General features: G+C 73.2%; 14 protein-coding genes and 1 pseudogene. 9 read left to right on the forward strand and 6 right to left on the reverse strand.

Annotated features, from left to right (window positions below; genetic code table 11):
• Positions 1 to 285 precede the first annotated feature (285 nt).
• The 4 genes and pseudogenes from FHU36_RS15285 to FHU36_RS15300 all read left to right on the forward strand — a co-directional run bounded on the left by FHU36_RS15285 (position 286) and on the right by FHU36_RS15300 (position 4,274).
• Complete coding sequence (locus tag FHU36_RS15285; RefSeq protein ID WP_185084328.1) at positions 286 to 2,568, forward strand: sodium-translocating pyrophosphatase; 2,283 nt, start codon at positions 286 to 288, stop codon at positions 2,566 to 2,568.
• A 410-nt stretch (positions 2,569 to 2,978) separates the two neighbouring features.
• Positions 2,979 to 3,191 (forward strand): sensor histidine kinase, encoded by a 213-nt coding sequence (locus FHU36_RS15290; protein WP_185084329.1) that lies wholly within the window; start codon positions 2,979 to 2,981, stop codon positions 3,189 to 3,191.
• Positions 3,188 to 3,627 (forward strand): annotated as a pseudogene (locus tag FHU36_RS15295) (response regulator transcription factor). Before FHU36_RS15290 ends, FHU36_RS15295 begins: the two are co-directional and overlap by 4 nt.
• Before the next feature lie 179 nt (positions 3,628 to 3,806).
• Entirely contained in the window at positions 3,807 to 4,274 is a 468-nt protein-coding gene (locus tag FHU36_RS15300) for a SixA phosphatase family protein (protein WP_246502053.1), read from the forward strand.
• 32 nt (positions 4,275 to 4,306) lie between these two features.
• Here the strand turns inward: FHU36_RS15300 and serB are convergent, their stop codons facing one another.
• The 3 genes from serB to FHU36_RS15315 form a co-directional block, all read right to left on the reverse strand.
• Positions 4,307 to 5,524 (reverse strand): phosphoserine phosphatase SerB, encoded by a 1,218-nt coding sequence (serB, locus tag FHU36_RS15305; RefSeq protein ID WP_185084330.1) that lies wholly within the window; start codon positions 5,522 to 5,524, stop codon positions 4,307 to 4,309.
• Between the two features lie 70 nt (positions 5,525 to 5,594).
• Positions 5,595 to 6,650 (reverse strand): S-adenosylmethionine:tRNA ribosyltransferase-isomerase, encoded by a 1,056-nt coding sequence (locus FHU36_RS15310; protein ID WP_185084331.1) that lies wholly within the window; start codon positions 6,648 to 6,650, stop codon positions 5,595 to 5,597.
• Entirely contained in the window at positions 6,647 to 7,303 is a 657-nt protein-coding gene (locus FHU36_RS15315) for an SDR family oxidoreductase (RefSeq protein WP_185084332.1), read from the reverse strand. The genes FHU36_RS15310 and FHU36_RS15315 overlap by 4 nt, the downstream gene beginning before the upstream one ends.
• A 124-nt stretch (positions 7,304 to 7,427) precedes the next feature.
• Here FHU36_RS15315 and FHU36_RS15320 point away from each other — a divergent pair, with 124 nt between their 5' ends.
• Complete coding sequence (locus FHU36_RS15320) at positions 7,428 to 8,543, forward strand: GAF domain-containing sensor histidine kinase (protein WP_185084845.1); 1,116 nt, start codon at positions 7,428 to 7,430, stop codon at positions 8,541 to 8,543.
• A complete protein-coding gene (locus FHU36_RS15325) occupies positions 8,540 to 9,160 on the forward strand; it encodes a response regulator (protein ID WP_185084333.1) in 621 nt (206 codons plus the stop codon). The genes FHU36_RS15320 and FHU36_RS15325 overlap by 4 nt, the downstream gene beginning before the upstream one ends.
• 6 nt (positions 9,161 to 9,166) lie before the next feature.
• Here the strand turns inward: FHU36_RS15325 and FHU36_RS15330 are convergent, their stop codons facing one another.
• Positions 9,167 to 9,895 (reverse strand): Rv1486c family protein, encoded by a 729-nt coding sequence (locus FHU36_RS15330; RefSeq protein WP_312891603.1) that lies wholly within the window; start codon positions 9,893 to 9,895, stop codon positions 9,167 to 9,169.
• A gap of 68 nt (positions 9,896 to 9,963) precedes the next feature.
• Here FHU36_RS15330 and FHU36_RS15335 point away from each other — a divergent pair, with 68 nt between their 5' ends.
• The 3 genes from FHU36_RS15335 to FHU36_RS15345 all read left to right on the forward strand — a co-directional run bounded on the left by FHU36_RS15335 (position 9,964) and on the right by FHU36_RS15345 (position 11,843).
• Entirely contained in the window at positions 9,964 to 10,752 is a 789-nt protein-coding gene (locus FHU36_RS15335) for an ABC transporter ATP-binding protein (protein ID WP_185084334.1), read from the forward strand.
• Positions 10,753 to 10,838: 86 nt separating this feature from the next.
• Positions 10,839 to 11,594 carry a sulfite exporter TauE/SafE family protein gene (locus FHU36_RS15340; protein ID WP_185084335.1) on the forward strand — a complete coding sequence of 252 codons (756 nt, stop codon included), beginning with the start codon at positions 10,839 to 10,841 and terminating at the stop codon, positions 11,592 to 11,594.
• 30 nt (positions 11,595 to 11,624) lie between these two features.
• Positions 11,625 to 11,843: a DUF8836 family protein gene (locus FHU36_RS15345; protein ID WP_185084336.1), complete on the forward strand. Its 219-nt coding sequence runs from the start codon at positions 11,625 to 11,627 to the stop codon at positions 11,841 to 11,843.
• A 30-nt stretch (positions 11,844 to 11,873) separates the two neighbouring features.
• Here the strand turns inward: FHU36_RS15345 and FHU36_RS15350 are convergent, their stop codons facing one another.
• Both FHU36_RS15350 and FHU36_RS15355 read right to left on the reverse strand, forming a co-directional pair.
• A complete protein-coding gene (locus tag FHU36_RS15350; protein WP_185084337.1) occupies positions 11,874 to 12,728 on the reverse strand; it encodes an NAD(P)H-binding protein in 855 nt (284 codons plus the stop codon).
• Positions 12,729 to 12,746: 18 nt separating this feature from the next.
• The gene (locus FHU36_RS15355) at positions 12,747 to 13,580 is read right to left on the reverse strand and encodes a Rieske (2Fe-2S) protein (RefSeq protein ID WP_246502054.1); all 834 of its coding nucleotides are present in this window, start codon (positions 13,578 to 13,580) and stop codon (positions 12,747 to 12,749) included.
• Between the last annotated feature and the right edge of the window lie 28 nt (positions 13,581 to 13,608).

The following is a 13,608-nucleotide window of genomic DNA, read 5'->3' on the forward strand; positions in this document are numbered from 1 at the left end:
GTCGTTATTGAGGGTTGTCATGGCCGTAAACCGGGGGAAATATCTCTTGTCAGAGCCCAAATCCCCTCGCTGCCCGGGGATTACTGGACGCACGCACAATTAGGCGGCTGCAGAGCCTTCATATCCGGGCAGACGCTGCGTAGACTCCCGGCACCGGCCAAGGTGATCCGGAGCGACTACGGACTCAACCGGAAGCGGCACCCACAACCCGGATGGTGCCGCACCGCCCGCCGGTGTTCGCGGCACCGCCCGGGCAGGACGACCGGTCTTGCCGAGGAGAAACCGATGATCAGGCACGTGCTGGCACTGGAGCCAGCGTCCAATCTGGCCCTGAACGGTAGCAATCTCACCATCGTGATCGTGGTAGCCGCGGTCGCACTGATCGCCCTGGCCGTCGCCGGCGGCCTGGTGCGCGAGGTGTTGCGCGCCGACCAGGGCACTGAGCGCATGCAGAACATCGCCCGCGCCGTGCAGGAAGGCGCCGCAGCGTATCTGACGCGGCAGTTCCGCACGTTGGCGATCTTCGTCGTCGTGATCCCCTTCCTGCTGTTGTTGCTGCCGGGCGCGATGGACGTCCGCATCGGCCGCTCGATCTTCTTCGTGGTCGGTGCGGTGTTCTCCGCGCTGACCGGCTTCATCGGCATGTGGCTGGCCGTGCGCGGAAATGTCCGCGTCGCCGCCGCGGCCCGCGAGTCGGGCGAGAAGCGCGCCATGCGCATCGCCTTCCGCACCGGTGGCGTGGCCGGCATGGTCACGGTGGGTCTCGGCCTGCTGGGCGCGGCCGTCGTCGTCCTCCTCTACCAGGGCGACGCGCCGGGCGTTCTTGAGGGCTTCGGCTTCGGCGCGGCGCTGCTCGCGATGTTCATGCGTGTTGGTGGCGGCATCTTCACCAAGGCGGCCGACGTCGGCGCCGACCTCGTCGGCAAGGTCGAGCAGGGCATCCCCGAGGACGACCCACGCAACGCGGCGACCATCGCCGACAACGTGGGCGACAACGTCGGAGACTGTGCGGGCATGGCCGCCGACCTGTTCGAGTCGTACGCGGTCATGCTGGTGGCGAGCCTCATCCTGGGCAAGGTGGCCTTCGGCGAGCAGGGTCTGATCTTCCCGCTCATCGTTCCGATGATCGGCGTGCTCACGGCGATCATCGGCATCTTCATCACCGGGATGCGCGACCGCGACCGCAGCGGCATGGCCGCCATCAACCGCAGCTTCTTCATCTCCGCCGCGATCTCCGCGATCCTCGTCGCCGCCGCGACGTTCTGGTACCTGCCGAGCAGCTTCAGCGGCCTGACCGGGGCGAGCGTGCAGTCCGACGCCGACCCGCGGATCATCGCCCTCGGCGCCGTGCTCATCGGCCTGGTCCTGGCCAGTGCCATCCAGCTGCTGACCGGCTACTTCACCGAGACGAACCGCCGCCCGGTCCGCGAGATCGGCGAGAGCTCGGCCACCGGCCCGGCGACCGTCATCCTGGCCGGCATCAGTGTCGGTCTGGAGTCGGCCGTCTACACGGCGCTCATCCTCGCGGGCGCCGTCTACGGGGCGTTCCTGCTGGGATTCGGCAACGTGACGATCGCGCTGTTCGCGGTGGCGCTGGCGGGCACCGGCCTGCTCACCACGGTGGGCGTCATCGTCTCCATGGACACCTTCGGCCCCGTCTCCGACAACGCGCAGGGCATCGCCGAGATGTCCGGCGACGTCGAGGGCGAGGGCGCCCGGGTGCTGACCAGCCTCGACGCCGTCGGCAACACGACGAAGGCCATCACCAAGGGCATCGCGATCGCCACGGCCGTGCTCGCGGCGACCGCGCTGTTCGGGGCGTTCCGGACTGCCGTGGAGAGCGAGCTGGCGCAGGCGTCGACGTTCAGTCTCAGCATCGACCAGCCGAACGTGCTGGTCGGCCTGATCATCGGCGCCGCGGTGGTGTTCCTGTTCGCCGGTCTGGCGATCATGGCGGTCGGACGGGCCGCGATGCGGGTCGTGTTCGAGGTGCGCGACCAGTTCCGCAACAACCCGGGCATCATGGACGGCTCGGTCAAGCCGGAGTACGGGCGCGTCGTCGACATCTGCACTCGCGACTCGCTTCGCGAGCTGGCCACGCCGGGCCTGCTGGCCGTCATGACGCCGATCGCGGTCGGTTTCGCCTTCGGGTACGCCCCGCTGGGCGCGTTCCTGGCCGGCGCGATCGCGTGCGGCACGCTGATGGCGGTGTTCCTGGCGAACTCCGGTGGCGCCTGGGACAACGCGAAGAAGCTGGTCGAGGACGGCCACCATGGCGGCAAGGGCTCCGAGGCCCACGCCGCGACCGTCATCGGCGACACCGTCGGCGACCCGTTCAAGGACACCGCCGGTCCGGCCATCAACCCGCTGATCAAGGTGATGAACCTGGTCGCGCTGCTGGTGGCGCCCGCGGTGGTGCTCTACGCGGACAACGTCGCGCTGCGTGTCGGCATCACGGTCGTCGCCACGGCCGTGGTGGTGGGGGCGATCATCGTCTCCAAGCGCCGCTCGGCCACCACCACACCCGCCAACGACAAGAAGCGCGAGCAGACGCCGGTCGCGTCGTAGACCGCGGTCACCGGGCACCCCGGTCCGCCCGACCTCGCGGTGGCCGGGTCCTGCGGTGGCCGGGTCCTGCGGTGGCCGGGTCCTGCGGTGGCCCGGCCCTGCGATGGTTGGGCCCTGCGAGTGGCCGGGCCCGCGGTGGCTGGGCTTTGCGGTGGATCGGTCGCACGGTCGCTGGGCCCTCGCGGTGGCTCGGGTTCTGTGGTCGCGGGGCTCTGCGGCCGTCGCCGTACGGCGTGATCCATCTGCGGGAGCGTTCGTCCCTTCGCCGGGAACACCGGGAGGGGGCGGGCGCTTCCTGCCGTTGCGGGGTGGGCCTGCGGGTCCGTTGACAGTACGGGCCTACCGCGGCGCCCGCGGGCCCTGGAACGTGGGCCTGGTCGGCGGGTCGCCTGGCCGCATCGCGTCAGCGTGTGGCCGTCACGATCGGCCACGACGGCGACTGCCTGGAGATCGAGGTCACCGACACCGGCGGCACGCGGACGGCCCGGTCGCGGACGGGCAACGGCCGCGTGCTGATCGGGCTGCGCGAGCGGCTCGCCCTCCACGGCGGTGTCCTGGAGACCTCGCGCACGACCGGCGGCGGCTACCGGCTCAAGGCCCGCGTCCCCTGGAGAACCCCATGACTCAGCCGCTACGCGCCGTCATCGCCGACGACCAGGCGCTGGTGCGCACCGGGTTTCGGATGATCCTCACCGCCGGCGGCATCGACGTGGTGGCCGAGGCCGCCGACGGAGCCGAGGCGATCGCGGCCGTCCGGCGCACCCGGCCCGACGTCGTGCTCATGGACATCCGGATGCCCCGGACGGACGGCCCACCCGGCGGATCGTGGCCGGCCCGCACCGGGATCTGTCCGAGCTGACACCGCGCGAGCTGGAGGTGCTGCGCCTGCTCGCGACCGGCCACAGCAACGCCGAACTCGCCGACCGGTTGTCCCTCAGCGCGACGACGGTGAAGACGCATGTCGCCCGCATCCTGTCCGAACTGGGCCGGCGCGACCGCGTCCAGGCCGTCGTCATCGCCTACGAGACCGGACTGGTCACCCCCGGTCGTCCGACATGACCTCCGGGGATCACCCGGGGTTGGGCGAGGACCCCGGGGGGCCGGTGGGAAACTGTTCGGATGAACGACAAGCGGCCCACCGGAGGAAAGGCGCTGGCCTACATCCTGCTGGCGATGCTGGGCATCCTGGCGGTCATCATCGGGCTGGCCATGTGGGCATCGAGAGGGATGTGACCGGCTTGCGCACACTGATCGTGCTCCGGCATGCCAAGGCCGCTCACGTGCCCGGCCTGGCCGACAGGGAGCGGCCGCTGACCGGGCGGGGAGAGCACGACGCCGCGCTGGCCGGTGAGCGGATGCGCGCCCTGGGACTGGCTCCCGAGCTGGTGCTGTGCTCGCCCGCCGTGCGCACCCGTCGCACCGCCGAGCTGGCGTTTCCCGGCCTGGAGCCCAGTTTCGAGCGCGACGTCTACGAGGCGTACCCGGACGAGCTGCTCGAACTGGTCAGGAGGACCGAGCCCGAGCTGCGGACCGTGGTGCTGTGCGGCCACAATCCGGGCGTGCACGAGCTGGCGATCGGGCTGGCCGGGGGCGACTACGGCTTCCGGCCGGGTTCGTTCGCCGTGATCGAGACCGACTCGGAGTGGAGCGACCTGTCCCCGGGCGAGGGGCGTCTCGTCATGCTGTGGGACCCCAAGGCGGACTGACAGGCAGGACCGGCCGGGGGGTCCCGGGAGGCTCAGCGGGTCAGGACCCCGTCCTCGGCGTCGGCGGCCTCCACCTCGTCCCTGGAGATGCCGAGCAGGTACAGGATCGAGTCGAGGTACGGCGTGTTGACCGCGGTGTCGGCGGCCTCGCGGACGACGGGCTTGGCGTTGAACGCGATGCCCAGCCCGGCCACGGCGATCATGTCGAGGTCGTTGGCGCCGTCGCCGATGGCCACGGTCTGGCTGATCGGCAGGCCCGCCTCACGGGCGAACCGCTCCAGCGCCCGCGCCTTGCCCGGCCGGTCGACGATCTCGCCGACGACCTTGCCGGTGAGCCGCCCGTCGGCGATCTCCAGGACGTTCGCGGCCGAGTAGTCGATGCCCAGGTCCTCGACGAGCGCGTCGGTGATCTGGGTGAAGCCGCCGCTGACGATGGCGAAGCGGTAGTCGAGCCGCTTGAGCGTGCGGACGAGCGTGCGGGCGCCCGGGGTGAGCACGACCTCGCGGCGCACGTCAGCCAGCACCTCGACGGGCAGTCCTTCGAGGAGCGCCACCCGGCGGCGCAGCGACTCGGCGAAGTCGATCTCGCCGCGCATGGCCTGACCGGTGACCCGGGCGACCTCCTCCAGGCAGCCGGCGTGGGCGGCGAGCAGCTCGATGACCTCGCCCTGGATCAGGGTGGAGTCGACGTCCATGACGACCAGCCGCTTGGCCCGGCGCGAGAGGCCGGTGCGCTGCACGGCCACGTCCACCTGGAGGGCGGCGGCCTCGGCGGCCAGCTCGACGCGGAGCGCGTCGGGGTTGGCGCCGGAGACGGACAGCTCGATGCAGGTGACCGGCCACTGGGCGAGCCGTTCGATGCGGTCGATGTTGGCGCCGGCGGCGGAGATGCGGCCGGCGATGCCGGCGATCGCCGCGGGCTGGAGGGTCGCGCCGAGCACGCTGACCGACAGGCGGCCGCGGCGGCGCTTCTCCTTGGCCTGGGAGCCGGTGGACAGCTCCACCTCCATGCCAAGGTCCTCGGCGACGTTCTCGACGGCGGTCCACATGGCGCCGAGCGTGGTGCCCGTGCCGGTCGACGGGCCGCCCGCGTAGGCGACGAGCACGCCGAGGGTGAGCCGGCCCCGGATGACGACCTGCTCGATGTCGGAGACGGTGACGGGGAAGCTCGACAGGACGGAGAAGAGCCGGGAGGTGACGCCTGGCCGGTCGGGCCCGGTGAGGGTGATCAGGAGCGTGCGCTGGTCCACATCGTGCCACGCTACTGCGCCCGGAGGGGTGCTCGGGCGGCAGGGTGGTCGTTCGGGGCGTCCCGGCGGTTCAGGGGGAGAGCTGTGTCCCGGCGAGGATGAGATGCGTGTCGCCGAACTCGTGCCACAGGTACCCCTCCCGCAACGCCTCCTCGTAGGCCCGGGCGAGCGGGCCCGCCCCGGCGATCGCGGTCAGCATCATCAGGTGGCTGGACCGCGGCTCATGCAGGCCGGTGATCAGGCCGGTGACGGCCCGGACGCCGGTGCGCGGGGTGACGACGTGCCGGGTCCACCCGGCCGAGGCGGACACGAGCCCGTCGCCTCCCGCGGCGGTCTCCAGGGCGCGGACCACGGTCGTGCCGGCGGCCACCACCTGGCCGCCGTTCCGCCTGGTCAGGTTGACCAGCCGGGCCGTGGCCGCGGGGACGGCGTACCGTTCGGCGTAGGGCGGCTCGTCCTTCTCCGGCGAGGCGACGCCGGTGTGCAGCGTGATCGGCGCGAGCTGCACACCGCGCGCCACCAGCGCCGTCACGAGGCCGGCGCTGAACGGCCGGCCGGCGCTCGGCATCTCCGCGCTGCCCGGCACGGCCGCGAACACCGTCTGGTACGTCTCGATCGGCCAGTCGCGCGGCACGTACCCGTAGCGGATCGGCACCCCGTACGCCGCCAGGTACGCCTCCACGTCCCGGTCGAGGCGGGCCCGCCACAGCCGGGGCGTCTCCCGCTCGATCAGCCGCAGCGTCGCCCGGCCGGGCAGGGGCAGCCACTCGCCGGGTTCGCCGCCGCCGTACGGCTCGGACGCGCTGGAGGTGCGGCGGCGCAGCTCGACCAGCCAGGTGCCGTCGTCCCGGGCGGTGGAGAAGTGCACGGCGAGCCGGTCGAGGCGGATGGCGGCGGGGAGCGTCGCCGAGTTGTTGACCACGACCAGGTCGCCCGGCGCCAGCAGGTCGGGCAGGTCGGTGAAGCGGTGGTGCTCCGGAGCTCGTCCGCCCCGGCTGACGAGCAGGCGGACCGCGTCGCGGGCCAGGCCGCGCGCCTCGGGCGGCTCGTGCGCGGCGAGCGCGGGCGGCAGGACGAAGTCGAAGGCGGGCTCCGCGGGCGGCCCGTCGCCGAGTGTCGTGGTCATTGCAGGCTCACCCTGCCGCTGGCCGGGCGGGAGCGGACCAGGTCGCGCAGGGCGGCGGCGACCTTGGCCGGGTCGGCGGCTCCCGCGGCCTCCTCCACGCCGACGGCGTCGGCCAGCATGCGGGTGTTCATCTCGCCCGGGTCCGTCCACCAGACGGCCAGCTCGGGCTCCTCGGCGGCGAGCACGTTCGAGAGCTGCTCCAGGGCCGCCTTGGTGGCGCCGTACCCGCCCCAGCCCGGGTAGGCGCCGGTGGCGGCGTCGGAGGTGACGTTGACGACGGCGCCGCGCCTGGCCCGCAGCGCGGGCAGCACGGCCTGGGTGAGCGCGAGCGGGGCGGTCACGTTCGTCTCCAGCAGCAGCTTGAACGCCTCCAGCGGGTAGCTCGCCAGCGGCGGCAGCGGCGTCACGCCCAGCGCGCTCGCGTTGTTGACGAGCAGGTCCAGCTCGGGCACGGCGAGCGAGAGGCGTTCGACGTGGGCGGGATCGGTCACGTCCCCGGGCAGGGCGGTGGCGCCCAGCTCGGCGGCGGCCCGCTCCAGGTCGTCGTGCCCGCGGGCGGTGAGGACGAGGCTCCAGCCCGCGTCGGCCAGTGACCGCGCGAGGGCCAGGCCGAGCCCGCGGGAGGCGCCGGTGATGAGTGCGGTGTTCGTCATGGCTCGACGGTAGGAACGCCGCGTGGACCGCACATCGGGCGTCGGGCCGGGCCGGGAGTGGGCACTTCGTCCTAGGACCGCCGGCCCTGGTGGTTCGCGGGGAGCACCCTAGAGTGGGGGCGTGATGGCGGAGGAGCGGGAGGAGATCCTGCAGGCGGTGAGTTCGGCGGTGCTCGCCGTGACCCGGCACCTGTCGGTGCGCGAGGTGCTGCAGGTCATCGTCCGCTCGGCGCAGCGGCTGCTGGACGCGCGCTACGCCGCGCTGGGGGTGCCGGACGACGACGGGGCGTTCGCGGAGTTCGTCGCCGAGGGCATCACCGACAAGCAGTGGGAGGCGATCGGGCCGCTGCCCCGGCAGCACGGCATGCTCGGCGCGATGCTGCGCGAGGGAGCCCCGGTGCGGCTGCCGGACCTGTGCGAGGATCCCCGGTTCGAGTACTGGCCGAAGGCGCACCCGGTGATGAAGGACTTCCTGGGCGTGCCGATCCGCGACGGCGACGAGGTCCTCGGCATCATCTTCCTGACCAACAAGCGCACCGAGGGCGGCTTCACGGCCGACGACCAGGACCTGCTCACGCTGTTCGCCGCGCACGCCGCCATCGCGCTGACCAACGCCCGGCTGTACGAGCGCGGGCGCGAGCTGGCCATGCTGGAGGAACGCAACCGGGTGGCCCGCGAGTTGCACGACGCGGTCACCCAGAAGCTGTTCTCGCTCCGGCTGTCGGCGCAGGCCGCCGCGACGGTGCTGGACCGCGACTCGGCCCGGGCCGCCGCCGAGCTCGAACGGGTCCAGCGCCTGGCGGGCGAGGCGCTGGCCGAGCTGCGCGCCGTGATCGTCGAGCTGCGTCCGGCGGAGCTGGACCGCCACGGGCTGGCCGAGACGCTGCGCAAGCACGTGCGCCTGCTCGACCGGCTGCATCCGGTCCGGGTCACGTTCGACTGCGAGGGGCTGCCCGCGCTCGACCCGGCCGTGGAGGTGGCGGTGCTGCGGGTGGCGCAGGAGGCGCTGCACAACGCGCTGCGGCACGCGGAGGCCGCCGGGGTGTCGCTGTGGCTCGGCCACGAGGCCGGCAGGCTGGTGATGTCGGTGCGCGACGACGGCAAGGGTTTCGACCAGGCGGCCTCGCGTGGCCTGGGGCTGGTGTCGATGCGCGAACGGGCGGAGTCGGTGGGCGGGGTCATGAGCGTGGAGTCGGCCCCCGGCGAGGGGACGGCGGTCCGCGTGGAGGTGAGCGTGTGATCCGGGTGCTGATAGCCGACGACCATCCGGTGGTGCGGCAGGGGCTGCGTACGTTCCTCGACCTGCAGGACGACATCACGGTCGTGGGGGAGGCGGGTGACGGGGCCGAAGCGGTCGAGCTGGTCGGCGAGCTGGCGCCCGACGTGCTGCTGCTCGACCTGAAGATGCCGGTGCTGGACGGGCTCGGAACTCTGGAGATGCTGTCGGGCACCGCGACCCGGGTGGTCGTGCTCACGTCGGTGAGCGAACCGTCGGACGTGGGGCCGGCGATGCGGGCCGGGGCCTCGGGGTTCCTCTACAAGGACGTGGACCCGCCCGCGCTGGTGCAGGCCGTACGGGCCGTGTACGGCGGGCAGGTGCTGCTCGCGCCGGAGGCGGCCGAGGCGATGCTGGCCGGTGGCGGAGGCGGCGGGGCGCCCGCGCCGGTGCCGCTGACCGAGCGCGAGCGGGAGGTGCTCACGCTCATCGCGGCCGGGCGGTCGAACCGCGAGATCGCCAGGAGCCTGGTCGTCGCGGAGAAGACGGTCAAGACGCACGTCTCCAACGTGCTGATGAAGCTCGGTGTCCAGGACCGCACCCAGGCCGCCCTGTACGCGGTGCGGCACGGCCTGGCCTGAGCCCGGTCAGGCGCTGCGCAGGGGCTCGAAGATGGCGTGGTGGGCGGCCACGGTCGCCCGCCGTACCGACCGGTCCAGCGCGCGCAGCGCGTCGCCGCGGGCCGCGAGCTGCGCCGAGGTCAGCCCCCGGTCGTCGGCCAGCCGCAGCACGGTCGCCAGCCGCGCGGCCAGCGACGCGACCCGGTGCGCCCGCGCGGGGTAGCCGGGAGCCAGGCCGGTGTCGCCGGGGGCGCCGCCGGGCAGCCGCTCAGGCCGGCCCTGCGCCGGGCCCTCGACGGAGGCCAGCGCCTCGGTCGCCGACCTCATCACGGCCGACAGCTCCTGCTCGGCCTCGGCCAGGGACGGCAGGTCGTGCCTGACGGGTCCGGCCTCGTACACGGTCAGCCGCACCCCGGCGTACGAGGAGCCGCGCCGGTCGGGTGCGGGCACGAGCCCGAGGCGGCGGTCGGGCAGCACGACGACGACGGCCTCGCCCGCGTCGACGGCGGCCGAGTTGAACTCCGGCGGCCCGGAGAGCCCGAGCGGGTCGCCGGGCGCCGGCAACGCCAGCCGGAACTCGCTCAGGCCGTCGGCGCGCAGGCCGGCGAGGTAGCCGCGCAGCGGCACCTCGCCCGCGACCGTGGGTCCGCCGGCCACCTCGACGCGGTCGGCGGCCTCGTCGAGACCCACGTGACCGGCCAGCCAGGCGTTGCCCCAGGCGACCAGGACAGGAGAGACAGTCGATTCAGGGCGCACCGGTCCACGATATGCGCTCGCCCTGCAATAGGTTTGACCCGAGCGTTCTCCTGAAGGAGGGATCCGGAATGGGTGGTCAGGTGCTGCGGCTCCAGGACGTGGTCGTCAGGCGCGACGGAGCGGCCCTGCTGCGCGGCATCGACTGGGAGGTCAACGCGGACGAGCGTTGGGTCGTGGTCGGGCCCAACGGCGCGGGCAAGACGACGTTGCTGCAGGTGGCGAGCACGCTGCTCCATCCCAGCGAGGGCGTCGTCGAGGTCCTCGGCGAGCGCCTGGGCCAGACCGACGTGTTCGACCTGCGACCGCGCATCGGGCTGGCGAGCGCGGCGCTGGCCGAGCGCATCCCGCCCGAGGAGAAGGTCATCGACCTCGTGCTCACCGCGTCCTACGGCATCATGGGCCGCTGGACGGAGGAGTACGACTCCAACGACGTCACCCGGGCCGTCGAGCTGATCGACATGCTCGGCGCCGCCCACCTGATCCGGCGGCGGTTCGGCACCCTGTCGGAGGGGGAGCGCAAGCGGGTGCAGATCGCCCGTGCCCTCATGCCCGACCCCGAGGTGCTGCTGCTCGACGAGCCGGCCGCGGGGCTCGACCTGGGCGGCCGCGAGGACCTGGTGCGCCGCCTGACGGTGCTGGCCCAGGACTTCCGGTCGCCGACGCTGGTGCTGGTCACGCACCACGTGGAGGAGGTGCCGAGCGCGTTCACGCACGGGCTGCTGCTGCGCAACGGCTCGGTGGTGGCGCAGGGGCCGCTGGACCAGGTGATGACGGCCGACAACCTGTCGCGGACGTTCGGGTTGCCGCTCTCGCTCGACCGCAGCGCCGAGGGCCGCTGGTACGCCCGCGCCCTGTGACGTGCGGGTGGTTCGCGCGCCCGGGTGCCGTGATCTGCCCGGGGCCGCTGTGCTGACGGCGCCGGGCGGCGTCTAGGCTACGGCGGGTGACGATCTGGGAAGTACTGGCCGTGTGCGCGGCGGGGGTCGCGGCCGGGGCCATCAACGCGGTCGTCGGCTCCGGTTCGCTGATCACCTTTCCGACCCTCGTCGCGGTGGGCGTCGACCCGGTCGTGGCGAACGTGTCCAACAACATCGGCCTGGTCCCCGGGTCGTTCACGGGTGCCTACGGCTACCGCGAGGAGCTGAAGGGTCAGCGTGACCGGCTGGTCCGCCTGGGCGTGGCCTCGTGCCTGGGTTCGGCCATCGGCGGCGTCCTGCTGCTCTCCCTGGACCCGGGTGTCTTCCAGGTCGTGGTGCCGGTGCTGATCGCCGTGGCCTGCGTGCTGGTGGTGGTGCAGCCGCGGCTGAGCGCCCGGCTGGCGGCCGGGCGCCCGCACGCGGACTCGCACGGCGGGGTGGCGCTCTGGCTGGGCGTGTTCGGCGCCGGCATCTACGGCGGCTACTTCGGCGCCGCCCAGGGCGTGCTGCTCATCGGGCTGCTCGGCAGCTTCCTCAGCGAGCACCTCCAGCGGGTGAACGCCGCCAAGAACGTGCTGTCGCTCATCGTCAACTTCACCGCCGCCGTCATATTCACGGTGGTGGCCGAGGTCGACTGGTGGGCGGTGCTGGCGGTGGCGCTGGGGGCGATGGCGGGCGGGTTCGTGGGGGCGAAGGTGGGCCGGCGCATCCCGGCGCCCGTCCTGCGTGGCGTGATCGTTGCCGTGGGGATCATAGCGATTGTCAAACTGGTGTACGGATAAATTCCCGCTCTTCTGGGTATGAATCTGGACATGAAGGGTGATCGGGTGGAGATCGTCATCGACGCGGGCGGCACCCCGCGAACCTACGAGGTCATCGCCACCCGCGCGGGTCGTCGCGTCGAGGTGGCCACGCGGCGGGGTCTGGTCGAGGTGAGCGAGGTGACCCGCGGCGGCACGGCCGTACGGACCGCACGGTTCATGTCCAGCCGCATCCTCGCGCTGGTGGAGCACCCCGCCGACGAACACTGACGAACGCCGGATACGACGGGCGGGGCGGCCCTACCGGAAGTCGGCGACGTGGTCGCCCGCCCACTGCCGGAACGTCAGCGCCCGCCTACCCAGCAGCCGCTGCACCGTGTCCGTGACGCGCTCCGGCGTGCCGGCGAACGACGCCCACGCCGCGAGCGCGTCGTCCACGGCCTCCGGGTCTCCCCAGGCCGCCAGCAACTCCTCGCGGGCCGCCGCCGGCGGCGGCTCCTCCCAGCGCACCTCGCGCCCGACGACCTCGCCGATGATCCGCGCCTGGTCCGCCCGGGTCACCGCCTCCGGCCCGCTGATCGTGTACGCGGCGCCGCCGTGCCCGGCGGAGGTGAGCACGTGCACGGCCACGGCCGCGACGTCGCGCTCGTGGACGGGCGACCGCGCGGCCGTCCCGTACGGCAGGCGCACCACGCCCCGGCGCACCTGGCCGGCCCAGCCGAGGGTGTCCGCGGCGTACCCGGTGGGCCGCAGGAACGTCCACGGCACCCCCGCCCCCCGGATGTGCCGCTCGGTCTCCCGGTGGACGGCGTGGTCGCCGGACAGGTAGATGATCCGGCGGGCGTGCCTGGCGACGGCCGCGACCACCGGGCCGGCGGTCGCCGCGGCGGAGTCCGGCCAGGGCGGGTCCTGCCGGGGCGGGCCCGGCCAGGTCGGGAACGGCCAGGCCAGGAGCACGGTCTCCACGCCGCGCAGCGCGGCCTCCAGCGTCTCCGGCGCCGTCAGGTCGCCGCCGGTCACCTCGACGCCCTCCGGCAGCCGGGCCCGGGACGGGTCGCGGACCAGCGCGCGGACCGCGAGACCCGCCTCGGTCAGCTGGGTGACGACGTGCCTGCCCACGTCACCGGTCGGTCCGGTCACGAGAAACTCGCCCATGACCTCGACCGTAGGATCTCAAGTCAGCTTGAGGTCAAGCCCCGGCCGTACCTGGATGATCCCGTCACGCCGGATGCGGGTCTCGAAGTTCGGCGCCGGAGCGGTCGCGGGCCCGTGCTTGACCGACCCGTCGCCCAGCCGGAACGTGCTGCCGTGCCAGGGGCAGACCACGCAGGCCTCGCCGTTCTCCACCACGAGCCTGCCCTGGTGCAGCGGGCCGGCGAGGTGCGGGCAGCGGTCGGCGAGCACGGTGACGTGGTCGCCGCGCCGCAGCACGAAGAGCTGGATGTAGCCGAGCCGCCGCGCCACCGGCCTGCCGTCGGGCAGGTCGGCGAGCGCGCACAGGTCGTGCCAGCCCAGGGGCACCAGGTGGGCGAGCTGGGGGGCGTGGTTGGCCCCGGCCGCCTGGCGGTAGGCCATGTGGCCGCCCAGGTAGGCGCCGATGCCGCCGATGCCGACGCCGGCGAACGACAGGATGCGGCCCACCCGCTCCCGTCCGGCCAGCCGCGAGGCCAGCGAGGCGGAGAACAGCCCGAGCGCGGTGACGTTCGTCAGCAGGTGCACGAAGCCGACGCGCTGCTGTTCCCGATGCAGCGACGACCAGTCGGTCAGCCCGGCGGCTGCGGTGGGGAGCGCGCTGCCGATGCCGACGGTCAGCAGCAGCCGTGCCGCCCGGGGGTCGATCCGGGTGAGGTCGAGCACGGCCGCGGAGAGCCAGCAGCCCAGGGTCACGTTGGCCATCGGCGGGTGCAGCGGCTTGCCCAGCGGGACTCCGTGGAGCAGGTCGCGTATCAGGCCCGGACGGATGGTGTCGCGTACGGCCTTGGCCAGCGCCAGGATGGGCTTGTCCATGGCCTTGGTCTTCTCGAGCTGTTCCGCG

It is taken from the genome of Nonomuraea muscovyensis, from assembly GCF_014207745.1.
Lineage (GTDB): Bacteria > Actinomycetota > Actinomycetes > Streptosporangiales > Streptosporangiaceae > Nonomuraea > Nonomuraea muscovyensis.